A 19,749-nucleotide genomic window follows, 5' to 3' on the forward strand; every position below is an offset into this window, starting at 1 on the left:
CAGTCGTGGTGCGCCTGAGCGGAATTTTGTCGGGAACCTTCACTGCCGCGACCGGTTGTCCCCATAGTCGCGATGCGATCACCTTCATAAGAATGAGCGACGAGTTCACAGAAATGGAGACAAACCATGTTCATGAAAATCCTCGCAGCTTCGGCTCTCACCATTGGCCTGGCCACATCAGCCATGGCGCAAAGTGCTGGCGATAACAGCGCGAATGGCGGTGGCAGCGGCCGGTCGGTGACGGTCGACCCAAAAACCCCTGCTTCGCCGAGCCCGGTCGACCCCGACACTGTCGACCCGGGCACGACCAACAGCACGACCGGCACGGTTGGGGACTTGAATTCAAACGCGGATCAGAACTGCCCGGCAAGTCCGCAAGGGGCGCAGGCAAATGCCAACGGCACCTCCCCAGGCACCACCTCGCCGACAGTCAACGACAACAATTGCGGCAAGTAATCTGTTGCACGCAATCGAACCAAAGCCGCGGAGCACAATTTCCGCGGCTTTCTTCTACCACCAAGCGAGGATCGGGGTTTTTGGCACAAGCTTGAACTCTACGAAACCGCCTTTTCGCGGACCGGCAGCTTCCAGCCCGGCCTGACGAAGTGGCAGGTGTATCCGTTGGGATATTTCTCCAGATAGTCCTGATGCTCGGGCTCGGCTTCCCAGAAGGGGCCAACGGGTGCGACTTCGGTGACGACCTTGCCCGGCCACAGGCCCGAGGCATCGACATCGGCGATGGTGTCCTCGGCGACGCGCTTCTGTTCGTCGCTGGTGTAATAGATCGCCGAGCGATAGCTCATCCCGACATCGTTGCCCTGGCGGTTGCGGGTCGTCGGATCGTGGATCTGGAAAAAGCGCTCCAGCAGCGTGCGATAGCTTATGATGGCCGGATCGAAATTGATCTCGATGGCTTCAGCGTGGCTGCCGTGGTGGCGGTAGGTGGCGTTGGGCACGTCGCCGCCGCTGTAGCCGACACGGGTGGAGATGACGCCGGGATAGCGCCGTATCAAATCCTGCATGCCCCAGAAACAGCCGCCGGCAAGGACTGCACGTTCGGTCGAAGTCGCCATGTCACGTCTCCTCAAAAGCAAGTGGTCTCGCCATAAATGGGCATTATCACCTGCTTCGTCCAGCGGACGCGGTGGATCTACTTCAATTGCTCGGTTGGGCGAGGCTGTCGATCAAACCCGGCTGTTTCACGCCGGGCGGAATGGCGGCAAAGCTGATCGCCACCGGTGGTGCCCTGAGCGACCAGTCGAAAAGAACGGTCTTGACCGGGATATTGCCCAGCCACGCCAGCAGCCGAGGCGGCACGCCACTCCCGGGCCAGACCAGGAGCATGCCGTGATCGCGCAGCCGCTGGCTGGTGATCCAGGGGGCGAGCCGCATGTCGAGGTCCGTGAAGATCGACGGCTTGTCATAGGCGTTGAGGCCCGCCAGCAACGCGATGCGGGTATCGCCGCCGACGACATCGAGCCGACCGGGCACTGCCGCATGCCAGACGGCCTCGGCTTCGTCCGAGATCTGCCGCGCCGGCCAGCAGACGGCATCCATGCGCCCGCGCAAATTGCAGCTCGTCCAGCGGATGCCCGCATAGGCGCCGGACATGCCGACAATGCAGACGAACGCGCAGATCGACAGCCATCGCATCTCGATGGCGCCGAGCCGATGACCCAGCAAGGCGATCGCCACAATGCCTACAAGATTGTACATCGGCGCGCCCCAGGCCTCGCCGGCGCCGGTGAACAGCGAGGCCACCATGACAAGCACCGCCGGACCAAGCCCCATCCACACGAGATAGGCCAGCGTGCCGCGTTCGACGGGCTGTTCCGGCGCGGGCGAACGCCGCAACAGCCCCGATATCGCCAGCACCAGCAATAAGCCGCAGAGCCCCGCTATCTGGACGCCGATATAGTAAAGGCGGGCGCGGTGGACCAACACCCATTCATCGCGGCCGGCGACATAGGTCAGCGGCAGGAAATCGATGCGGTAGAGCTGGACGGCCAGCGGCGCGGCGGCGGCGAGGAAAACCGCGAGCCCAAGCCAGGGCCAGGGCGTGGCGAGCCGATTGCGTGCCCGTGTGTCCGACAACAGCCAGATCGCGCCGAAGAGCAACAGCAGCCCGGTGGAAAACTTGGCATAGAGCCCGACGCCCGACACCAGTCCGAGCGCCAGCCACCAGCCCGGCCCACCGCCACGGCCTGCACGCCACAACAGCCAGCAGATAGCGGCCCAGAAGGGCATCTGCGCGTAGTCATGATTGAACTGCGGTGTCGGCCAGCCGAAGAAATACAATGAGGGCATCAAAAGCACGGCGGCCAGCGCGCGGGTTCTCCCGAGCATGTCGCGGCCCAGCAGGTAGACGAAGACGAAGGTCGCCGAGACGACAAGCTGGGCGAGCAGATATTGCGGCCAGCGGAACGATCCGGTCAGAAGATGGCTGATCTCGAGCAGCCAGCCGGGAAGCTGCGGATGCTTGTAGGTCAAAAGCACCCATTCGCGGCCCCACATGAAGCTCTCGACGACATCGCCGGGCGGGGCGGCATCGACGAGCGCCGGCACCACGGTCCAGCACAGGATCTGCGTCAGGCATAAAAGCGCCAGGCCGGCTTCTGGATAGGGCGTCAGCCCCGGCCAGATCGACTGCCGCCAGTCGCCTGGAACAGAACTGCCGACCGGCAGCCAACCGTTCATGGGTTCGTCGATTCGCGTCATGCGGTGGATAAATCACACCGGACGGTTTTTCGAACAGCCCAGAACTCAAAGCTTACGAAAATGTATACTTGGCCGACCATGGCAAAACCAAGATTGAGGCAGAGTTTCGCGCCACCATGCCGCCTCTCCCATCATCACATGCCAGCAAGACAACAATGGAACACGCTATCCCGCAGCACCCTGAACATGCCGGGCATAGCGAATGGGCGTGATCGCGGCAGGCGTCGCCTACGCCTGATCGGCTCCCGTCCCCAAGAAAGCATCCAGGATTTGAAAAATGCGCCACCACCATGCCGTCATTCACTACCGTGCGCTCGATTTCTGGATGGCCCGTGCGGCCGTTCTCGTCATCATCTGCCTGCAGCTTCTGGTCATCAACAATCTCTCATTCGGGCCGCGCTGGCTGGCGCCCGCGCTGGAGGCCGCCCTGCTGCTGCCCTTGTCGGTGGCCACCGCCTGGACACAGGCCGCCACCCGGAAGGCGGTCGAGGACCACGAGTGGCATGCGATCGGCCAGTTTCGAGTCATGATCCGCAGAACAGCGCTGACCATGACCGCCATCATCAGCATCATGAATTGCGGCTCGCTGGTCCTGTTGGTGCATGCCTTGCTGGAGGGCCATGCCGGCAACAGCGGTACGACGCTGCTGATCGACGCACTCAACATCTGGGTCACCAATGTCATCGTCTTTGCCTTGTGGTTCTGGAGCACCGATCGCGGCGGCCCGCCGACCTGCGGCCTCGTCAAGCTCGCACAGGCCGACTTCCTGTTCGCGCAGATGACGTTGAACGACCGTGAGCTTCGAGACTGGCTGCCCGGTTTCGTCGACTATTTCTTCCTCGCCTTCACCAATGCGACGGCATTTTCGCCGACCGATACCTTGCCACTTTCCCAGCGCGCCAAGCTGCTGATGATGGCCGAGGCCATGATCTCGCTGCTGACCATCGCACTGGTCGCGGCACGCGCGGTCAACATCCTCGCTTGATCGGCCCGACACGCGAAAATAGCCCGCCCGGCGAACCGGAACGGGCTATTTGGGTTGTCTTCGATGGTTGGAATGCAGCGCCGGACTAGGACCAATCGACATTCAGGGATTCCGTTTTGGCGCGATGCGTGATTCATAGGTGTCCGCGATTTGCGGAGACTTAGGATGGCGACGAAGCGGTATGAGTTGAGCGACGAGCAATGGCGGCGGATTTCGTCGCAGCTGTCGGGCAAGGTTGGTGACCCTGGCCGGACTGGCTCGGACAATCGGCTGTTCGTCAATGGTGTGTTATGGGTGCTTCGATCCGGTGCTCACTGGCACGATCTGCCAGAGCGCTACGGTAAGTGGAAGACGCTGCACAAGCGGTTCTCGCGCTGGTCCAAAGCCGGGGTATGGGACCGCGTCTTCGCGGATCTGACGAAGGATCGGGACAACCAATATTTGATGCTGGACAGTACTCTGGTGCGCGCCCATCAACAGGCAGCGACCGGAAAAGGGGGGCCTCGGATCAGGCTCTGGGGCGCTCCCGAGGTGGACTAACCACCAAAATCCACATGCTTGCCGATACCTTCGGTCGTCCCCTCAGGTTCCTGCTTGCCGCCGGGCAGAGCCATGACATCTTGGCCGCGCCACTACTGCTCGAAGGCTGCACAGCCCAGGCCGTCCTTGCCGATAGGGCCTATGATCCAGCGCCCTGCGAAACCTCATCGACGAGATCGGGGCAAAGGCGGTCATTCCCTCGACCCGTTCCCGATCAGTCCCCATCCCGCATGATCCCATCATCTACAAATGTCGAAACCGCATCGAGCGCTGCTTCAACAAACTCAAGCACTTCAGGCGCTTCGCAACGCGCTATGACCGCAGGGCACGCCACTTCCCAAGCTTCATCCATCTCGCCGCAGCAATGATCTGGATGCGCTGAATGTCGATTCAGCCTAGTGGCGCTTGCCCAGCCTGTAGCCGTTGCCGCCCAGCAGGTTGACGCCGAGCCCGCTCAGAACGCCACCGACGATATTGGTCTTGTTGCCGTTCAGAATGCCTGAGACGACATTGCCGCTCAGGATGTTGTTGCCGCTGAGCACGTCGTTCAGCGCGGTGATCTTGCCAAGGTCGATGGACGGCGAAACATTGATCAGGCTGCCCGAATTGCCTCCCCAGCCGCCCGAACCTCCGCACCCACAACCTGCCTCGGCGGCTCCAACGGATGATGCAACTGCAACAGCGGCGAAGATAACTGTGAACTTGTTCATGAAAGCTACTCCCGTTTGATGATGGAGATGGCTTCCGTCTTCTGTGGTCTACCTCTTGCTTAACAATATATGAACACTTTATCCGCTCAAGCCTTAATCTAACTTCGGTGCATCAATCAAAAATTAATAATAATCATTATGCATAACCGATATGATTAACTGGCTTGCGGCGACGAGCGATCTCGAAAGACCAGTCAGTTCGAATCCCGGTCAGCAACGGCCGATCGGAAAATGCGGGAATGCCCGCCCCGGCGTGAGCAGAAACGGGCAGCGGTCGATCCTGGAAATGAGAGCCACGCCGTGCCAGGTGGCGTTTCAGCGTGGCCTCGGGGCGGCTCTGTTGAAGGCCCCGGCAATGCGCCAGCAGACAACCCCAACAGCTACTCGTCCCGCGCACGGCTGACTCTCCGCACCACGAACTCGAACAGGGCGTCCGAGATCCACATCGCGCAGACGCCGATCAGGAAGGCCGCGGCCAGCGTGGTGGTGTCGTCGGCGGGATCGGGCATCGGCAGGCCGGCGATCCTGGCGTAGGAGACCGCCGGCAGCGTCAGATAAGCTGCCGCAAGCGCGCCGCAGATCGGCGAGGCCACCATTTCGCGCAGCTTGTAGCGATGCCGCGACAGCGCGCGCAGAACGCCGCCGGCGAGACCCGCCGCCACGACCGGTCCCTTGATGCCGAGCAGGTCGAAAAGATCGTTCATCATGGCCTCCAGCCGCAAAGCTTCTGGCCCTTTTCGTTGTGAGCCAGGATCGCCGCCACCGACGCGTCGGAAAGGGTCGCCGCCTCTGCCCTTGTCGGCCGGATGGGATGCCCGGCCGCGCAGAACGACCCGCCTGATGTGGTGCAGCCGGCCAGCATCAGCGAGAGCACTATGATCTTGACCATCTGGTGAGCCTCTCCCGGTTTTCATCCGGCGCCCGGCCGGCGACGGCGTCATCGATCTTCTGGGCTTCGGTGCGTGCCGCGGCGTCGGCGGCATCCTGCCTGGCCTTCTGGCTGGCCTTGCCCTTGGCATAAGCTGTCCAGACACCGGCAAGCGCGGCGCCCGTTGCCAGAAGATACGGCCAGGCCTGGCCAAGCAGCGCGAGGGCGAGTGTTCCCATCTCATGTCTCCTTGGCCGGCGGCGCGACCATGCCGCGCGGCCCGTCACGCACCGCGTTGATGATGATCTTGGCAAGGGCAATGACGCCGCTGATCTGAAGCGCGGTGCGGTCGCTCACGCCGAGCAGCGTCCAGTCGAAGCCGGCGATCGCGCCGCCGCAGATGATGGCGATCAGCGTGTTGAGGAGATTGTGCAGCGCATTGGTGTTGAACCATGTCATCGAAACAGGCTCCCGAAAAAATCGGCTACCTGATGCCGGTAGGCCGCGAGCGCTCCGGCCATGAGGACGAGGATGCCGGCCGCGGCAGCCGTCTTGCCGCCGGTCGCCTGCGGCACGGGCTGAACCGACGGCGCCCCATTGGCCGATGTTTCGACCCTGAGCGGCACCGGCGCGGTCACCGACACCGCGGGGCGCTGCGCCGACATCAGCAGGGCCTGAACCCGCACCGACCTGACCCGATCGGACCAGCCGCGCCCGAATGTTGCCCATGTCGGCAACCGCTTGAGGAACGCCAGCCGCGCATCGCAAAGCGCATCGATGGTGACGCCGGCCGGCTTTGCCTTGGCCGCCGCGACGGTGACCGGTCCGATCCGCCCGTCCTGGGCAACGCCGACGGCCGCCTGCAAATATTTGGCCGCCCGGCCAGGCCCGCTGTTGACGGCGAAATCGAACACCGCATGGTCGACGCCATCGGGCAATTCGGCGCCGAGCACAGCGTCCCAGTAGAAGCGGCGATAAACGGTGGCGACCTGCGCGTCGCTGATCGCAAGCAGATCCACCTTCGTCGCGTCGGCCTTCACATAGCGGCGGAAGCTGGCAAGCGTCACACCTTTCATGGTGGCGCCGCCGGGATCGGCCGGATTGTCCGACCACCCGCCTTCCGATTTGAGAACAAGCGCAAGCGCCCGTGCGAAGTTGCGGTCCATGGTGGTGGCTCCTTTGAAGGTTGAGCTATGTTCGGGAGGGGCCGAATTTCACGGCCGAGGAAATGCGAAGCGAGAACGCCATCGGCATCACTTGCCGCGCGGAGCGATGCTCATGCGGCTATCAAGGCAAGTCCGAAGCGGGAAGTGCTGAACTGGGCAAGCCGTGGATATGAGTCACGCACCTTGCCAGCAGTTGGGCCGGGGAGTTTACATTGGGCTGCTGATTCCAGCTTGCAAGGAACCGAGATGTTCTTAGACGCCGTCCGAAACATTCGCGACCTTGGCTTTGAAATTCTCACCATCGGCAAGAGAACGGTAACGGTCCGAAACATCACCCTGTCTTTAAACGGCGTCTCCCGCCGCATGCGATATGTGATGGCCAGAGGCTACGAGGATCAGGACGCGGCTCTGGCTTCGCGCTTTCTGAACCGCCACGACAAGGTTCTTGAAGCTGGCAGCGCGATCGGCTTCATGGCGCTGAACTGCATGATCGAGGCAAACCCGCGCCTGGAGGCATCCATGAGGGAGAATTTTCGCCTCAATGGGATCAGCCTGCCCGTTCTCAAGACCGTGGCTGTCGGTCCATCCGACGGCTCTATCAGTTTCGGTATCAGCCAGAATTTCTGGTCATCCAGCGCATTGCGTCGGGACAACGAAGCTGAACGGCTCACCCTACCTATGCTCTCGATCCCGACAATCGTTTCAGAGCTTCCGTTCAAGCCAAATGTCTTGATCATGGATATCGAAGGTGCCGAAACAAGCATTCCGCCGAACCATTTTGAGTTATTTGAAAAGCTGATTGTCGAGTTCCACCCCAAGTTGACGGGTCATGCCGAAGCGCTGGAGTTGGAGCGAAACATAACCAAGCGTGACGGAGTTTGGTCGGGCTGGAGGAACAATCGCGTTTATAAAGACGTGATGATGGCCGATTCGGGGTGAGACAGCCGTGAGACCAATTGCTTTCATTGCCATTGCCGTCGGACTTGGAGCGGCTATGACTATCGGCGTCCTAACATTCGGTACTCCTAAGGTTCCCAAAGCCGTGCCGAAGCCGGCAGAAATAAAGGACATCAAAGGTCGACTTACGGTGCTCACCGCCAATTCGTTCAAAGTGGATGGCACTTCCATTGTTCTCTGTGGAGTTAGGCCATCAGGTAAGACATCCGCGGAAAACGCAGCTCAGAGCGTCAAGCTTTCTTATGAAAATGCCTATGTGAAATGTAGGCCTGTCGGCGGCGGTACCCCATGCGATGGGAAGACGGTGGCGACCTTAGGTGCATCTACCGTAGCGCAATGCAAGATTGACGGGGCGCTTGACTTGGCAACGGCTCTGACAGACTCCGGCATTCTTTGCGGGACGATCCCTAGCTACAAGTCGTGCTAGCGAATGTCGCACTATTACGCCCAAACCCCACGCATTCCAATCGCCAAGCAGTCGACTTTTGCGGACAAACTGAAGACGATTTACGTCGTTGTTGGCGTCATCGCCATGAGTCTGCAAAGCGTCTACCTGCCCCAATTCGGGATGGCCGCCTTTTGCTACCTCGGGCTTCTCATGCTGATCCCGCTGCTAAATGCGCCGGTCAAGGCAAATGTTTTTTGGATCGTCGCTTTCCTACTAGTCGGGATGTGCGGGACCTTGGCCACAGCGGAAGATGGCGGAACCAAAGCAGTCCTAGGCACGATTGGTAGCAGCTTGGCTCTCATTCTCGTTCCAGCTTGCTTTGCCAAAGATACTCGCCCTTTGTTGATTGGTTTGCGATGGGCGATCGCTGCGCACGCGCTTATGGTGCTGTTCCAGATCATCTATTTCGCGGCGTTCCGAACTTATTTTGACCCGTTGGCAAGTCTTGGCCTTGGTGACCAAGCGGTCATGAGCAAGAAAGGACTCGAGCTTGCCGTCGGCAGAGTGCCGCGCTTTGCAGGCTTGTCGAATGAACCGGGCACACATTCGACCATGATCGCGAGCCTGCTTGCCGGCGAGTATGCTCTTTCACGCAAGCTCTCCAAGGTCTCAATTTTAGGCATTCTTTCCGCGATCGCGACGATGTCGCTTGGCGGCATGATGTTCGTCGCAATGTTCTGCGGAGTTGTTGGGCTCCACCAATTTTTCGCTGTTCGCAAATGGAGGCTACTTGTCGCCGCGATCGGCACGGCGCTGCTTTCGGTCATGATCTATTGGGCGTTGCTGAATCTTGAGACAAGATCACAACTCTATGTCGAGGGTACGCAGCACGATCAGATGATGGAATGGGCATTTTCCTACCAGCGGATAACGCTGTTTGGCCTAAGCGAAAGTCAGATACCGATATTCTTCACATTTGGCTATCTGGGTGTTGGTCTCGACTTCCTGCTCCGATACGGCTTGTGGGCAGTTATAGGGGTTGCTGTGTATTTGTTGAGTTTGCCGCTCTTGGGCATTGGCCTGTCGATTGTGCTGTTGGCCACAAAATTGAAACTGACATATCCTCTAGTTTTCGTCATCCTCGCAACGATCAACTTAGGCATGACGCAGAACCCTTACGCAAAGTTGCGAATTCATCCTAGGCTTCGAAATCTCCCGACCAGCCGATCGCCGAACTGACGACCCACAATCCCGCCGCGTAGGCCTCCAGCACCACGCGCTCGCCAGGATCGAGGATCAGATACTTTCCGGCGCCGCCGCCCTTGATCGTGTCGGTCCTGTCGGGATCGACATTCATGACATGGGTCGCGTGCACGGCGGCAAAACCGATCCGAAGGCCAGACACGGCAGGCGGCAGCGTATGCGTCCGCGCCGCGCCGGCGCCGTTGTTGTGGCAGAGTGCGCGGTTGTGAAGCCCTAACAGCGTTGTGTTGACGGTTAGATTGATCGGCACACTCGACGTCCCCTGCAAGCTGGGATTGTCGCCACCAATGAACCGGGTCACGATGCCGCCCGTGATGGAGCTGCCAGTGCCATCGCCAACCCATTCCGACATGTCGAAACCGTCGACAAGCATTTCGTCGATCACGCCGCCGGTGGTCACACGCAAGGCGATGCCAACGGAGGTGGAGTTCTTCAGAGCGATGTCCCTGAGACTGGCTTTGCGCAGCCTTTGGCCGGCGGAAAGGTTGAACCGGATGCCGTGCGACTGGGTGTTGCCCCTGATACCCGTCAGGCTAAGGCTCGCCGGGGTGACGCTGTTCGCAACCACCACGGCATCGGTCGAGCAATTCATCAGCGTGCCTGGGCCGATCGCAAGCGACGTCTGGTATGGCGCGGCGATTGCAGCCGTGGCGCCAGACGTGCCGCCCGTGATCGTCTCGCCAGCCGAGAAGATGCCGGACGAACCGCGCACATAGATGCGCCGGGTCACGCTGCTTACCGCTTTGGCGATCCCCGAGATCCCGCCGGTGATTGTTTCAGCGGCCTGGAATGTCCCGCTTGCCGGCAAGACGCGCAGCACATTGGCGAAGGAATCGACCAAGGTGCCTGTCGCGCCGGATGAACCGCCTGTCACCGTCTCACCGAGTTCATAGTCGACGGTTGAACCGGTGATGACGATTTCAAAATGTTGGAACCGCAGGGTTCCGGTCGAGCCAGACGTACCGCCGCTGACCGTTTCGCCAGTCGCAAACGATCCAACTTGCGAGTTGAGGGCGAACTGATATTCGCCGTTTGGCTCCAATTGCAGGGCGGTGTTGTAGCGATCGATGTACCAGTTATCGAGCCGGCCTGACTGAATCTGAACGCCGAACACGTTACCGGCAGAACTACCGGAGAGCCGGTTGCCGATTGCCTTGACATTCGAAATGACGATCTCGCTGTTGGCGTCAGTCGCGGCTACGCCTACCAGACAGTCATTCGCCACCACGTTAGTTATGATCCCTCGTGGATCTCGCGCACCGGTCATCTCCACCCAGATACCAGCGGAGGGACTGTCGAGATGTGCATCCGCGAAAACCCCGTCGACCAGCACGTCCGTGGTGTTTAGATTCCCCGTATAGGTCAACACGACACCGTCGCGTTTGCACTTCGCCGACCGGATGTTGCGCACGATCGGCTTGCGGACGCCGGCCACGTAAACCGTGTCGCCAAACTCGCCGCCGGTTGGCGTGATGATGTTATAGCCGTCAATGTCCTCAATCGTCGGACTGTCGACACAGAGCGCCATAACACCGGCAAGGCCAAGATTGCGAACCTTCACGCCGCGGATTGTCGGCCGCTTCCGGCGTGCACCAGTGGAGAGGCCTACGCGAATACCAATAGAAGCCTGGTAGCCGGCATGTGATCCACCATCGATCGTGAGGTCCCCGTCTATCAGGACGTCATCGGCAGCGATATCGATGACGGGATGGTGGCCGGTAACGGTACCGACTGGCGCACGCAGGATCAGGGCAGAGCCGCCCAGGCATTCGACGCGCTTCTTCGCTGTCGAGATCGTGTGGTTGCCGTCGGTCTGGTAGGAGCCGTCAATCAGCACATGCGGATAGCTGCCCGCGAGCAGTGCACTGATAGCAGCCGTGGCATTCGCACCGCCACCACGCGCCCCGAGCATTGATGCCGTCACCGGGGTTGAGGCGAGCGTATAGCCTGTCGTCGTCATGCCATCGCTCAGCGTGATCACCAAATCCCCGACATTCGTTCCATTCTTGCGGTACACAGCGCCGCTGCCTGCCACCTGAGAGCTGTCGTAGAAGGCGGTGCGGATATATGTGGGTGCTAATGGCGGGGAAAATGCCTCCGCCGTCGCCTTGGTCGCGAATTGCGGATCGAGCACGGTTGTCATGGCGCCCGTCGCTACGTCTGCAGCGGCCTGGGCCTGGTCGATGATGCCTTGCGCGGCTGCCTGGATATCCCCGACTGTGTCGTCGGACTGGTAGAACGACAGCACAATGTCATCGGTTCCGATAACGGGGTTCAGCGTCTGGAAGGCAAAGCTGCCCTCACCCCGTCAACCGTTTTCTGAGAAAAAATTCCTAGTCCGTTCGAAACTCCCGCTCTGACCGACGCCGGCAAGCGCGTGAAACCCTGCTTTTGCCGGCGGCTGGTCATAAGCCTGCAGGTGTGAAATCATTAGCCGAAGCTCATGGAATGATTCCCGTCGCACGGCCTTGTGGGAGAGGACGATGGACAGACCCGCCATGGCATCCGTGTTCAGGATGCGGCATGCACCAGCCACGCTTTCCGGCGTGCGCAGCACCGGTCAGGGTCAGGCCGATCCAGTCATCCGCGTGCGTTCGCTGGGCGAAGCCATCCGTTTCGTCGCCAACGCTTACCCCCAATATGACATCAGCGCCGTCGCCATCAGCTGCGGCGATCCTTCGGTCACGCGCCTTGGCAGTCTGGAGGTGAAGGTGCTGTGGCGCGAATATGGCGAGCGCCTGACGCAGGAATAGGCCGCTTCCGCGCGCCTTCCGGATCGGAAACGCCGCTGGCGCGTTTCAACTGCGACCAATGGAGGGAAAAAACGCCATGAACGTCGCCAACCTGCAACTCGAAGGCCTGCTCATGGCCGTCGCATCGATCAATCATGTCCTGGTTCGAAAAGGCATACTGACGGCCGAGGAGATCGACATCGCCTTGCGCAAGGCCGAGGCCAGCGAAACCAGCCAGGAGCGATCCGAAGGCATGTCGGCGTCCAGCCGCGACGCCGTCAACTTTCCGATACGGCTGCTGGAACTCGCCAACCAGTGCCAGCCGGAGGCCGACATGCCCTCCTTTTCAAAACTGGCCCGGATGGTCGGCAAGGTGAAGGAACCCTACAACGACCAGCTGTGAGGGTGCCGGCGGGCGGGCGGACGTGCTTCGCGGTGGCCGGCCGGCCTCGCCTCAAGCCCTGCCCGGCCATCCCAGGTTGAGCGAAAGCACCTTGCCCGGTCCATGCACCGCCGCGAACAGCAATCCTGCCATGAACGAAAAATGGTCGATGAAGAAGCCGAACTCGGCCTGGTTGCCGGCCCAATGGCTGGGTCCGTGAAAGGCAAGGGCGAGGAACAGCACATAGGCGGCGGCGACCAGGGCGGCCTGCGAGAAGAAGGCGCCGGTCAGGAAGCAGAGCACCAGCGCGACTTCCAGCATCGCAGCGCACCAGGCCAGGAACAGCGGAAACGGAAAGCCGGCGGCGGCGATATAGCCGGAGGTGGCCGCCATGCCCATGAATTTGAAGGTCACGGCCATCAGGAAGACGCCGGCGAAGATCAGCCGGGCGATGAGAATGGCCGCGGTCTGCCACGGCGATCGAATGATTTGCGACGACATGCTCGTTCTCCAGCTTTGCAGGTTGCTCGCTCCTAGGACGCGCGACGGGCGCCAGGTCCGACACGCCAGGCCAATTTTTCTCGACAGGGCGCTCGCCGCGGGTCGAAGGAGGCTTCGAAGCCTCGCACCGCGCCGGCAAAGAGCGATTTTCGGTTTGCCGGCCGACGGTATATTGTTGCTCGCTCAAAGGGGGAGACGGACATGGCCAAGGCCTTGACCATCGGCGCACCGCAGCATCCGGCGATGAGCACCGCCTACGAACAGGAATGCAGAGATATGCTGGCTCCGCATCTCGACGCCCTGCTCCGCAAGGTCGAGGCCGCCGGTTGGGACCGCGGGCAGGCCGCCTCGGCGCTCATCTCGCCGCGATGCGGCTGAAGCCGGCCTGACGACGCGCCGGCCCGAACAGCTTTCCGGCGCATCGTGCGATTGAAACTTGTTGGTAATCACGGAAGTGATATTGTTAGCCGGGGCTAATGCAGCGGTGTGCCGGTGCAGCGATTTTGGGTGGGCTGAAATTTGCGAACAAACGTCAGGTTTGGGGCGATATCTCATGGCGTGGGGTCTGCGACGCTGGAATGCAGCGGCTGCGGCGGCGCTGGCCAGGTCTTCCAATGTCCGCGCTGGACGAGTTCCAACGGCCATTGCTGCCCTGCCGGCACCCACCGGCGCGGCTGCCCCGGCCGCAGCGCGGCATGCTCCGAATGTGACGGCGACCACGCTGCCGACGCCGACCCCATGCGGCCATCGGCCTGATACAGGCCGTTTGCAGGCCTGGCCATGTCGTCTGGTGGAACCGGCGGCGCCGATCTGTGTTATGTCGTGCTGATCGCGGGCGCCGAAGATTTTGCGCGTTTCCCCGACAACAGAAAGCGAGGCCTGAGATGGCTGACGACAAGTCGAAGACGAAACAGGACCGCAAGCTGGTCTCGAGCGAAGAGCCCTACGAGGTTGCCGCCTTTGCCCGCAAATACGGCATTCCGCCAAGCGAGGCACAGACCATCATCAAGCGCTACGGACCCTCGCGCAAGAAGCTCGACGCCCATATGGCAGCCCGCGGCTAGTCGCCCGAAAGTGGATTTCGGTTTGGGAGAACGAAACGACACGCATGAAGCGGGTCGTGCGCGTCCGTTCGGACGCGGCACGCTTTAGGGCCGAAACCATTTCGCCCGGGCGGCGTTGAAGATGCTGCGGGCCGCGTCAACCGGGCCTGGTGGTACGGTGAACAGGATGTCTTTTTCCCGGTTTCTCATCCTGGCCAACGAAACGGCAGACGAGCATCTGTCCCACCCGGCCCGCAGCGCCACGCATTGAGGGAGGTCGTCTTGTCCGACACCATACGCAGGACCGGCAGCTGCCTGTGCGGCGGCGTGCAGTTCCAGGTCAGCGGCGCGCCGTTGCGCGTCGGCCTGTGCCATTGCAAGGATTGCCGCAAGGCCGGCGGTTCGGTCTATTCGGCCTTTGCCATCTGGCCGCGCGAGGCCTTCGAGACCACCGGCCTCGTCAGCTCCTATGGCACGCGCAGCTTTTGCCCGACATGCGGCGGCCGCGTCGCCTGGGTCGACGACAACGAGGCCGAGGTGGCGATCGGCAGCCTCGACATCGCGCCCACCGATCTCGTGCCCGAATATGAGTTGTGGACCTCCAGGCGCGAGACCTGGCTGCACCCTCTGCCCGGCACCGAACAGTTCGAGCACGACCGCCCAGCGGCCCACGACGCTGAAGCGCCGATACCGAGATCGCTGTCGGACATCGACGCTGAGATTTGATCTCTGGGCAAGGGAACCCTGCCCTGCCGCCGACGTTACCGGATGCCTCTCACGCATGTCGCCCGGCGACTTGCGGCAATCATGGAGACGACCGTTGAACGACAAGATGTTTCCCCGCCCCATCAGGCTGAAATTCGCGCCTGAGCGCGAGCGCACCATCCGCAGCGCCTGGGAAGGCCTGGAATGCCTCGGCGACTGGCCGGCTGGCCAGGGACGGCGCTATCGGGCGGCGTTGCGCAGCTGCCGCGATGCGCTGGATGGCTGGACGCCGCCGGAAAAAGCGATGCGGGCGGTGATCGACGCCGCGCGCGAAGCGAAACTCCTCCAGTAGTTGGAAAACAGGACATGTCCGAGCTCATTTTGCCCACACCGATGCGGATCAAGCCGCATGGGTCGGACACGATCCGCGACGTCGCCACGCTCAAGGATGCCAGCGAGATCCTGATCGACTGGCCGCAGGCCAAGCGCGGCCCGTTCTACCAGGCGGCGCGTGAGAAGGTCGAAGCCGCCTTGGAAACCAAGGCAGGTGCAGCCGAGGCACAGGAAGCGTTCGCAGCGCTCTGCAGCCACTCCGGCGTCTTGGTTCGATAGCGGTTTCCATCAAAAGAAGCAGGCGGGGCATCGCCCCTCGCCTGCTTCGTGCAAATCGGTCTGGATTCCGGACAATCGATCCGATTATTCCGCCGGTAGCTCGCCCTGTACGACCGGGTGAGAGGTTTCGAAGCCAAAACTCTTCGGCGCCAGCAAAATCAACGCTATCACGATGGCAATCGAAGCAAGCAACGTGGCCGTGGTCGCAATATCTCTCACGATAATCTCTCCAATTCCAAGTCGTGAGAAAAACGCTCCCGAGAAACCGCGGTTCCATTAGCTTGTGCGATAATACCAACGAGCTGGCGTTTATTGTTTCGGCGGCTGGGGCGGCACTTCACCAGGCTTGATCACCGGCGTCTTGCCTTCGTCAGGGGCCGGCGCCGCCATGCCCTGGTCGCCCGTCGGGGGCGGTTTCAGCACGCCGCCGCAGTCGTTGAGCTTCGCCGTCAAATTGCCGTCATCGGCTTGCTGTCCAGGCTGCTGTTTTGCCCCTTGCCCGGTCTGAGCCCTGCATTTGTCTGCCTGTGGCGCCTGGCTGTCGTTCTGCTGCTGGGCCGCGGCCGGCACTGCCAGCGCCAGCATAAGGCCGAATGGCATGATGGCGAGAGTTCTCATCGCCGCCTCCTTCTTTCTTTCACGGGTCGCCCGCGGCGACCTTCCCTTCACAGGGACAACGCCTGTCGATGAAAAAGGTTGGCCGCCTCGCCGGGCGGCATTGCAACCAAATCCGTTTGCCGGCCGTTGCGCGTGCCGGAGGCGATCATGTTCGAAGGTTTTCAAGGCGCGGAAATCGACACTGGCGAGGCCGGCATATTCTGCCAGCGTGCCGGCGGCGGGCCGCCATTGCTGTTGCTGCACGGCTTTCCGCAGACGCATCTGATGTGGCGCGACATCGCGCCCGCTCTGGCCAGCCGGTTCAGCGTCGTCTGCGCCGATTTGCGCGGCTATGGCGGCAGTTCCTGTCCGGCGTCCACTCCGAGCCACGCACCCTATGCCAAGCGCGCCATGGCGGACGATTTGGTGCGGATGATGGAGAAGCTGGGGTTCAGCAGCTTCATGGTCGCCGGCCATGATCGCGGCGGGCGTGTCGCCTACCGCATGGCGCTCGACCATCCCGACAGCATCGACATGCTCGCCGTTCTCGACATCGTGCCGACCGCCGATGCCTGGGACCGGGCCGACGCCAGGCTGGCGCTGGGCTATTGGCCGTGGTCGCTGCTGGCGCAGCCCGAGCCGTTGCCGGAAAAGATCTTGTCCGGAGCAGCCGAGGCGATCGTCGACAATGCGCTCAACGGCTGGGGCTCGTCGCCATCGGCCTTTCCAGCCGAAGTGCGTCAGGCCTATGTCGAGGCCTTGCGTGCGCCTTCCCACGCCCATGCCATCTGCGAGGAATATCGGGCGGCAGCCACGCTCGACCGCGAGCACGACCATGCCGACAAGGCAGCCGGCCGGCGCATCCGTTGCCCGCTACTGGCGCTATGGAGCGGTCAGGGCGCGTTGGCGGATTGGTATGCCGGCGAAGGCGGGCCGCTGGCGCTGTGGCGCGGCTGGGCCGACGATGTGCGCGGCCAGACGATGCCGGGCGGACACTTCTTTCCCGAGGAGAACCCGACGCGGACGGCCGATCTGCTGGACGGCTTCTTCGGTGAAACCAGTCACGGCATCTCCCGGCGATCGGAATTACCTTCGCCCTCCCCTTGATGGGGCCGAAGCCGCCTCCTTCTCCGCCTTTGCCTGACTGCCTTCATCACCGGCGGCAAGGCCAGGTCCGCGTTCGAACCGGTGCAGAAGGCCGGCAACGACCAGCACGATCAGCGTCCCGAACCCGGCCACCTGCCAAAGACCCAGGCCGCAGGCGACGCCGATCGCGCCCGCCAGCCACATGCCGGCGCCTGTCGTCAGCCCATGCACCTCGCCGCGCGAAAACATGATCGAGCCGGCTGCGAGGAAAGCGACGCCGGCGGTCACCGCCTCGACCACCCGGATCGGATCGACCTTGACGGCTTCCTGCGCGAACATCGGTGCATGCACGATCTCGATCGTCAGGATGCCGAAGGTGGCGGCGGCGACGCAAACGAGAATGTGCGTGCGAAGTCCGGCCGGGCGGTTGCGCCATTCGCGTTCGAAACCGATGACCGCGCCGTAGAGCGTCGCCAGCAACAGCCGCGCCGCGATGACCGGAAACGAGGTGTAGGTCGAATGGCCGAATTCCTCGACGAGCTGTTCCATGATGTCCCCTCCGAAAGCTTGACGCCACAACGCGGCCGCCGGGTCACGGTTCCTGAATGCACCGCCAGATGCGGCAAGGATGCGGCCGTTTTTGAAAACGTCGGGGTGTTGATGGAACGGCCCTCAAGGGCTCAGGACGTTTCGGTTTCAGGCAGGTCGGTGCCGAGCTGCGGAACGATGATCGAATCAAGGGGCGCCGTCAGCGACCAGCTGAGGTGGCCCGGGCTGCGATCCAGCACCGCCAGGCCGTTCAGCGATTGGGGCGCGACCCGTTGCAGGACGACGGTGCCGAAACCCTTGCGCGTGGTTTCGTCCCGCCGCTCCCCCTCACGCACCGGCATCGTCTCGTCCCAGAGCAGATGGATTTCCCGCTTGTCCGAAACGCCTTCGACGATCCGCCAGGTGATCTCCAGCCGCCCGGCTTCGCTGGCCAGCGCGCCATATTTGGAAGAGTTGGTGCCGAGCTCATGAAATGCCATGCCGAGATTCTGCACGGCATTCGGCTGCAAGGTCAAAAGCGGTCCCGATAGCGATACCCGCGCCTCGTGGCCGAACGGCTTGAGCTGCTCCTGGGCGAGGTCGAAGAGGCTGGCGCCGGCCCATTCCGAGTTCACAAGCAGATCGTGCGACCGCGACAGCGCCATGATGCGGGAGCGGATCATTTCCTCGAACTCGCGCGGATCGGTCGAGCGTTTGCTGGTCTCCCTGATCATCGAAAGGATCACCGCGAACTGGTTCTTGACGCGATGGTTCACCTCGCGGAGCAAAAGCCTGATCCGGCGCTCGCTCTCCTTGCTGGCAGTGATGTCTCGGGCGATCTTCGAGGCGCCGATGATATCGCCGGACGCATTCCTGATCGGCGAAATGGTCAGCGACACGGCGATGAGGCCGCCATCCTTGCGCCGGCGGATCGTCTCATAGCTGGCCAGCAGTTCGCCTTTGCGAACCCGGCTGATGATGTCGGTCTCTTCGTCCTTGAGATGATCGGGGATGAGCATGAGCACGGACCGGCCGACGGCCTCTTCGGCGGTGTAGCCGAACATGCGTTGCGCGGCCGCGTTCCAACTGGTGATGATGCTGTTCAGATCCTTGCTGACGATGGCGTCGAAGGATGAATCGACAATCGCCGCCAGCCGCGCATCGGCGGTGATGGCGATCAAGGCATTAAGGCCCGCCAAATCTGTCACTGTCGACCCCTTCTCCCTCACATGCGTATTGCGCGCATGGCCCCCAATGCGCCGCGGTGCGTTTTGGTTGCAATCGCCTCCCGACATTCCTCCCAGTAACCGTCCGGGCAGTTCACCACCGGAACCTTGCGCGCTTGCGCGAGTTGCACCGGACACCCCATGAACGAGGAGACACACGATGAGCGACGGCAACAGCGATCTCGACCGGGTCTGGAAGCTGATGGACAGGATAGGTTTCTGCATGCTGGCCACCCGCGAAGGCGATGACATCCGCTCGCGACCGATGGCGGCGCATGCGGTACGCGACGAAAACGCCATCTACTTCCTCACCGATGTCGACAGTCACAAGGACGACGAGATCGAAGCCGAGCCCAATGTCGGCCTCGCCTTCGCCGATTCAGGCGGCCAGAAATATGTTTCCGTCAGCGGTCTGGCGGCGGTTTCGAACGACCGCGCCAAGATCAGGGAGTTGTGGTCGACCCCGGCCAAGGCCTGGTGGGACAGTGCCGATGACCCTTCGATCCGCGTCCTTAAAGTGACGCCGAAAGATGCCCAGTATTGGGACAGTCCCGGCACCGTGGTCAGCTACGTGAAGATGCTGGCGGCAGCGGTCAGCGACAGCCGCCCAGAAATCGGTGACACCGGCAAGGTCAGGATGTAGCCGGACGGCGTTGGAAAATCAGGACATCAAGCACACGTGCGAATGCCGGTGGCCGCAGGGAATATCGCCGGTGCGGCACAGCGGTGCCGCTCAGTCTGG

27 protein-coding genes and 1 pseudogene are annotated in these 19,749 nt (G+C 61.9%); 14 read left to right on the forward strand and 14 right to left on the reverse strand.

Annotation, left to right across the window (positions count from 1 at the left end):
- The first annotated feature begins 126 nt into the window (after nucleotides 1-126).
- Complete coding sequence (locus tag EOA16_RS03440) at nucleotides 127-456, forward strand: hypothetical protein (protein ID WP_127255534.1); 330 nt, start codon at nucleotides 127-129, stop codon at nucleotides 454-456.
- Nucleotides 457-554: 98 nt separating this feature from the next.
- On the opposite strand, the gene msrA is transcribed toward EOA16_RS03440, so the two are convergent.
- Complete coding sequence (gene msrA / locus EOA16_RS03445; RefSeq protein ID WP_127255536.1) at nucleotides 555-1,073, reverse strand: peptide-methionine (S)-S-oxide reductase MsrA; 519 nt, start codon at nucleotides 1,071-1,073, stop codon at nucleotides 555-557.
- A gap of 82 nt (nucleotides 1,074-1,155) precedes the next feature.
- The gene (locus tag EOA16_RS03450) at nucleotides 1,156-2,697 is read right to left on the reverse strand and encodes a glycosyltransferase family 39 protein (RefSeq protein ID WP_127255537.1); all 1,542 of its coding nucleotides are present in this window, start codon (nucleotides 2,695-2,697) and stop codon (nucleotides 1,156-1,158) included.
- Nucleotides 2,698-2,995: 298 nt separating this feature from the next.
- Between EOA16_RS03450 and EOA16_RS03455 the strand changes: the two genes are divergently transcribed.
- Both EOA16_RS03455 and EOA16_RS03460 read left to right on the forward strand, forming a co-directional pair.
- Nucleotides 2,996-3,703 carry a hypothetical protein gene (locus tag EOA16_RS03455; RefSeq protein WP_127255539.1) on the forward strand — a complete coding sequence of 236 codons (708 nt, stop codon included), beginning with the start codon at nucleotides 2,996-2,998 and terminating at the stop codon, nucleotides 3,701-3,703.
- 165 nt (nucleotides 3,704-3,868) lie between these two features.
- A pseudogene (locus EOA16_RS03460) lies at nucleotides 3,869-4,625 on the forward strand (IS5 family transposase).
- A gap of 13 nt (nucleotides 4,626-4,638) precedes the next feature.
- Here the strand turns inward: EOA16_RS03460 and EOA16_RS03465 are convergent.
- From EOA16_RS03465 to EOA16_RS03490, 6 genes are all read right to left on the reverse strand, one after another.
- A complete protein-coding gene (locus EOA16_RS03465) occupies nucleotides 4,639-4,953 on the reverse strand; it encodes a hypothetical protein (RefSeq protein WP_127255540.1) in 315 nt (104 codons plus the stop codon).
- A gap of 380 nt (nucleotides 4,954-5,333) precedes the next feature.
- Nucleotides 5,334-5,657, reverse strand: a complete 324-nt coding sequence (locus EOA16_RS03470) for a hypothetical protein (protein ID WP_127255542.1) — start codon at nucleotides 5,655-5,657, stop codon at nucleotides 5,334-5,336.
- Nucleotides 5,657-5,842, reverse strand: a complete 186-nt coding sequence (locus tag EOA16_RS03475; RefSeq protein WP_127255544.1) for a hypothetical protein — start codon at nucleotides 5,840-5,842, stop codon at nucleotides 5,657-5,659. Before EOA16_RS03475 ends, EOA16_RS03470 begins: the two co-directional genes overlap by 1 nt.
- Nucleotides 5,827-6,060, reverse strand: coding sequence for a hypothetical protein (locus tag EOA16_RS03480; RefSeq protein WP_127255546.1), 234 nt, complete (start codon nucleotides 6,058-6,060; stop codon nucleotides 5,827-5,829). Before EOA16_RS03480 ends, EOA16_RS03475 begins: the two co-directional genes overlap by 16 nt.
- A 1-nt stretch (nucleotide 6,061) precedes the next feature.
- Nucleotides 6,062-6,280 (reverse strand): hypothetical protein, encoded by a 219-nt coding sequence (locus EOA16_RS03485; protein WP_127255547.1) that lies wholly within the window; start codon nucleotides 6,278-6,280, stop codon nucleotides 6,062-6,064.
- A complete protein-coding gene (locus tag EOA16_RS03490) occupies nucleotides 6,277-6,987 on the reverse strand; it encodes a glycosyl hydrolase 108 family protein (protein WP_127255549.1) in 711 nt (236 codons plus the stop codon). Before EOA16_RS03490 ends, EOA16_RS03485 begins: the two co-directional genes overlap by 4 nt.
- Before the next feature lie 246 nt (nucleotides 6,988-7,233).
- Between EOA16_RS03490 and EOA16_RS03495 the strand changes: the two genes are divergently transcribed.
- A complete protein-coding gene (locus EOA16_RS03495; protein WP_164754098.1) occupies nucleotides 7,234-7,926 on the forward strand; it encodes an FkbM family methyltransferase in 693 nt (230 codons plus the stop codon).
- Between the two features lie 448 nt (nucleotides 7,927-8,374).
- Nucleotides 8,375-9,571 (forward strand): hypothetical protein, encoded by a 1,197-nt coding sequence (locus tag EOA16_RS03505; RefSeq protein ID WP_127255552.1) that lies wholly within the window; start codon nucleotides 8,375-8,377, stop codon nucleotides 9,569-9,571.
- Here EOA16_RS03505 and EOA16_RS03510 read toward each other — a convergent pair.
- Entirely contained in the window at nucleotides 9,531-11,843 is a 2,313-nt protein-coding gene (locus EOA16_RS03510) for a right-handed parallel beta-helix repeat-containing protein (RefSeq protein WP_164754099.1), read from the reverse strand. The genes EOA16_RS03505 and EOA16_RS03510 overlap by 41 nt on opposite strands.
- A 235-nt stretch (nucleotides 11,844-12,078) precedes the next feature.
- Between EOA16_RS03510 and EOA16_RS03515 the strand changes: the two genes are divergently transcribed.
- Complete coding sequence (locus EOA16_RS03515; protein ID WP_127255555.1) at nucleotides 12,079-12,348, forward strand: hypothetical protein; 270 nt, start codon at nucleotides 12,079-12,081, stop codon at nucleotides 12,346-12,348.
- Nucleotides 12,349-12,424: 76 nt separating this feature from the next.
- Entirely contained in the window at nucleotides 12,425-12,730 is a 306-nt protein-coding gene (locus EOA16_RS03520) for a hypothetical protein (protein WP_127255556.1), read from the forward strand.
- Nucleotides 12,731-12,781: 51 nt separating this feature from the next.
- Here the strand turns inward: EOA16_RS03520 and EOA16_RS03525 are convergent, their stop codons facing one another.
- Nucleotides 12,782-13,210 carry a DoxX family protein gene (locus tag EOA16_RS03525; RefSeq protein ID WP_127255558.1) on the reverse strand — a complete coding sequence of 143 codons (429 nt, stop codon included), beginning with the start codon at nucleotides 13,208-13,210 and terminating at the stop codon, nucleotides 12,782-12,784.
- Between the two features lie 201 nt (nucleotides 13,211-13,411).
- On the opposite strand from EOA16_RS03525, the gene EOA16_RS03530 reads away from it, so the two are divergent.
- The 5 genes from EOA16_RS03530 to EOA16_RS03550 all read left to right on the forward strand — a co-directional run bounded on the left by EOA16_RS03530 (nucleotide 13,412) and on the right by EOA16_RS03550 (nucleotide 15,570).
- Complete coding sequence (locus EOA16_RS03530; RefSeq protein WP_164754100.1) at nucleotides 13,412-13,588, forward strand: hypothetical protein; 177 nt, start codon at nucleotides 13,412-13,414, stop codon at nucleotides 13,586-13,588.
- A 506-nt stretch (nucleotides 13,589-14,094) separates the two neighbouring features.
- A complete protein-coding gene (locus tag EOA16_RS03535) occupies nucleotides 14,095-14,274 on the forward strand; it encodes a DUF3606 domain-containing protein (protein WP_024501602.1) in 180 nt (59 codons plus the stop codon).
- 261 nt (nucleotides 14,275-14,535) lie between these two features.
- Complete coding sequence (locus EOA16_RS03540) at nucleotides 14,536-14,979, forward strand: GFA family protein (RefSeq protein ID WP_127255559.1); 444 nt, start codon at nucleotides 14,536-14,538, stop codon at nucleotides 14,977-14,979.
- Between the two features lie 94 nt (nucleotides 14,980-15,073).
- Nucleotides 15,074-15,310, forward strand: coding sequence for a DUF982 domain-containing protein (locus EOA16_RS03545; RefSeq protein ID WP_127255561.1), 237 nt, complete (start codon nucleotides 15,074-15,076; stop codon nucleotides 15,308-15,310).
- Between the two features lie 14 nt (nucleotides 15,311-15,324).
- A complete protein-coding gene (locus tag EOA16_RS03550) occupies nucleotides 15,325-15,570 on the forward strand; it encodes a DUF982 domain-containing protein (protein ID WP_127255562.1) in 246 nt (81 codons plus the stop codon).
- A gap of 84 nt (nucleotides 15,571-15,654) precedes the next feature.
- Here EOA16_RS03550 and EOA16_RS33480 read toward each other — a convergent pair whose 3' ends face one another.
- A complete protein-coding gene (locus EOA16_RS33480; protein WP_281035762.1) occupies nucleotides 15,655-15,789 on the reverse strand; it encodes a hypothetical protein in 135 nt (44 codons plus the stop codon).
- A 90-nt stretch (nucleotides 15,790-15,879) separates the two neighbouring features.
- A complete protein-coding gene (locus EOA16_RS03555) occupies nucleotides 15,880-16,188 on the reverse strand; it encodes a hypothetical protein (protein WP_127255564.1) in 309 nt (102 codons plus the stop codon).
- A 147-nt stretch (nucleotides 16,189-16,335) separates the two neighbouring features.
- On the opposite strand from EOA16_RS03555, the gene EOA16_RS03560 reads away from it, so the two are divergent.
- Nucleotides 16,336-17,274 carry an alpha/beta hydrolase gene (locus EOA16_RS03560; RefSeq protein WP_206517307.1) on the forward strand — a complete coding sequence of 313 codons (939 nt, stop codon included), beginning with the start codon at nucleotides 16,336-16,338 and terminating at the stop codon, nucleotides 17,272-17,274.
- Here EOA16_RS03560 and EOA16_RS03565 read toward each other — a convergent pair.
- On the reverse strand, nucleotides 17,254-17,802 hold the full coding sequence (locus EOA16_RS03565; protein WP_127255565.1) for an MgtC/SapB family protein: 549 nt from the start codon (nucleotides 17,800-17,802) through the stop codon (nucleotides 17,254-17,256). The genes EOA16_RS03560 and EOA16_RS03565 overlap by 21 nt on opposite strands.
- Before the next feature lie 131 nt (nucleotides 17,803-17,933).
- Nucleotides 17,934-18,989, reverse strand: coding sequence for a PAS domain S-box protein (locus tag EOA16_RS03570; RefSeq protein WP_127255567.1), 1,056 nt, complete (start codon nucleotides 18,987-18,989; stop codon nucleotides 17,934-17,936).
- A gap of 178 nt (nucleotides 18,990-19,167) precedes the next feature.
- Between EOA16_RS03570 and EOA16_RS03575 the strand changes: the two genes are divergently transcribed.
- On the forward strand, nucleotides 19,168-19,650 hold the full coding sequence (locus tag EOA16_RS03575; RefSeq protein WP_127255569.1) for a pyridoxamine 5'-phosphate oxidase family protein: 483 nt from the start codon (nucleotides 19,168-19,170) through the stop codon (nucleotides 19,648-19,650).
- Nucleotides 19,651-19,749 lie beyond the last annotated feature (99 nt).

It is taken from the genome of Mesorhizobium sp. M7A.F.Ca.US.008.03.1.1 (assembly GCF_003997495.1).
Classification (GTDB): Bacteria; Pseudomonadota; Alphaproteobacteria; order Rhizobiales; family Rhizobiaceae; genus Mesorhizobium.

Bases quoted from the DNA above. Each gene is read 5' to 3' on its own strand.
- EOA16_RS03440 (WP_127255534.1), top strand. From the start codon at position 127: ATGTTCATGAAAATCCTCGCAGCTTCGGCTCTCACCATTGGCCTGGCC.
- msrA (WP_127255536.1), bottom strand. From the start codon at position 1,073: ATGGCGACTTCGACCGAACGTGCAGTCCTTGCCGGCGGCTGTTTCTGG.
- EOA16_RS03450 (WP_127255537.1), bottom strand. From the start codon at position 2,697: ATGAACGGTTGGCTGCCGGTCGGCAGTTCTGTTCCAGGCGACTGGCGG.
- EOA16_RS03455 (WP_127255539.1), top strand. From the start codon at position 2,996: ATGCGCCACCACCATGCCGTCATTCACTACCGTGCGCTCGATTTCTGG.
- EOA16_RS03465 (WP_127255540.1), bottom strand. From the start codon at position 4,953: ATGAACAAGTTCACAGTTATCTTCGCCGCTGTTGCAGTTGCATCATCC.
- EOA16_RS03470 (WP_127255542.1), bottom strand. From the start codon at position 5,657: ATGAACGATCTTTTCGACCTGCTCGGCATCAAGGGACCGGTCGTGGCG.
- EOA16_RS03475 (WP_127255544.1), bottom strand. From the start codon at position 5,842: ATGGTCAAGATCATAGTGCTCTCGCTGATGCTGGCCGGCTGCACCACA.
- EOA16_RS03480 (WP_127255546.1), bottom strand. From the start codon at position 6,060: ATGGGAACACTCGCCCTCGCGCTGCTTGGCCAGGCCTGGCCGTATCTT.
- EOA16_RS03485 (WP_127255547.1), bottom strand. From the start codon at position 6,280: ATGACATGGTTCAACACCAATGCGCTGCACAATCTCCTCAACACGCTG.
- EOA16_RS03490 (WP_127255549.1), bottom strand. From the start codon at position 6,987: ATGGACCGCAACTTCGCACGGGCGCTTGCGCTTGTTCTCAAATCGGAA.
- EOA16_RS03495 (WP_164754098.1), top strand. From the start codon at position 7,234: ATGTTCTTAGACGCCGTCCGAAACATTCGCGACCTTGGCTTTGAAATT.
- EOA16_RS03505 (WP_127255552.1), top strand. From the start codon at position 8,375: ATGTCGCACTATTACGCCCAAACCCCACGCATTCCAATCGCCAAGCAG.
- EOA16_RS03515 (WP_127255555.1), top strand. From the start codon at position 12,079: ATGGACAGACCCGCCATGGCATCCGTGTTCAGGATGCGGCATGCACCA.
- EOA16_RS03520 (WP_127255556.1), top strand. From the start codon at position 12,425: ATGAACGTCGCCAACCTGCAACTCGAAGGCCTGCTCATGGCCGTCGCA.
- EOA16_RS03525 (WP_127255558.1), bottom strand. From the start codon at position 13,210: ATGTCGTCGCAAATCATTCGATCGCCGTGGCAGACCGCGGCCATTCTC.
- EOA16_RS03530 (WP_164754100.1), top strand. From the start codon at position 13,412: ATGGCCAAGGCCTTGACCATCGGCGCACCGCAGCATCCGGCGATGAGC.
- EOA16_RS03535 (WP_024501602.1), top strand. From the start codon at position 14,095: ATGGCTGACGACAAGTCGAAGACGAAACAGGACCGCAAGCTGGTCTCG.
- EOA16_RS03550 (WP_127255562.1), top strand. From the start codon at position 15,325: ATGTCCGAGCTCATTTTGCCCACACCGATGCGGATCAAGCCGCATGGG.
- EOA16_RS03555 (WP_127255564.1), bottom strand. From the start codon at position 16,188: ATGAGAACTCTCGCCATCATGCCATTCGGCCTTATGCTGGCGCTGGCA.
- EOA16_RS03560 (WP_206517307.1), top strand. From the start codon at position 16,336: ATGTTCGAAGGTTTTCAAGGCGCGGAAATCGACACTGGCGAGGCCGGC.
- EOA16_RS03565 (WP_127255565.1), bottom strand. From the start codon at position 17,802: ATGGAACAGCTCGTCGAGGAATTCGGCCATTCGACCTACACCTCGTTT.
- EOA16_RS03575 (WP_127255569.1), top strand. From the start codon at position 19,168: ATGAGCGACGGCAACAGCGATCTCGACCGGGTCTGGAAGCTGATGGAC.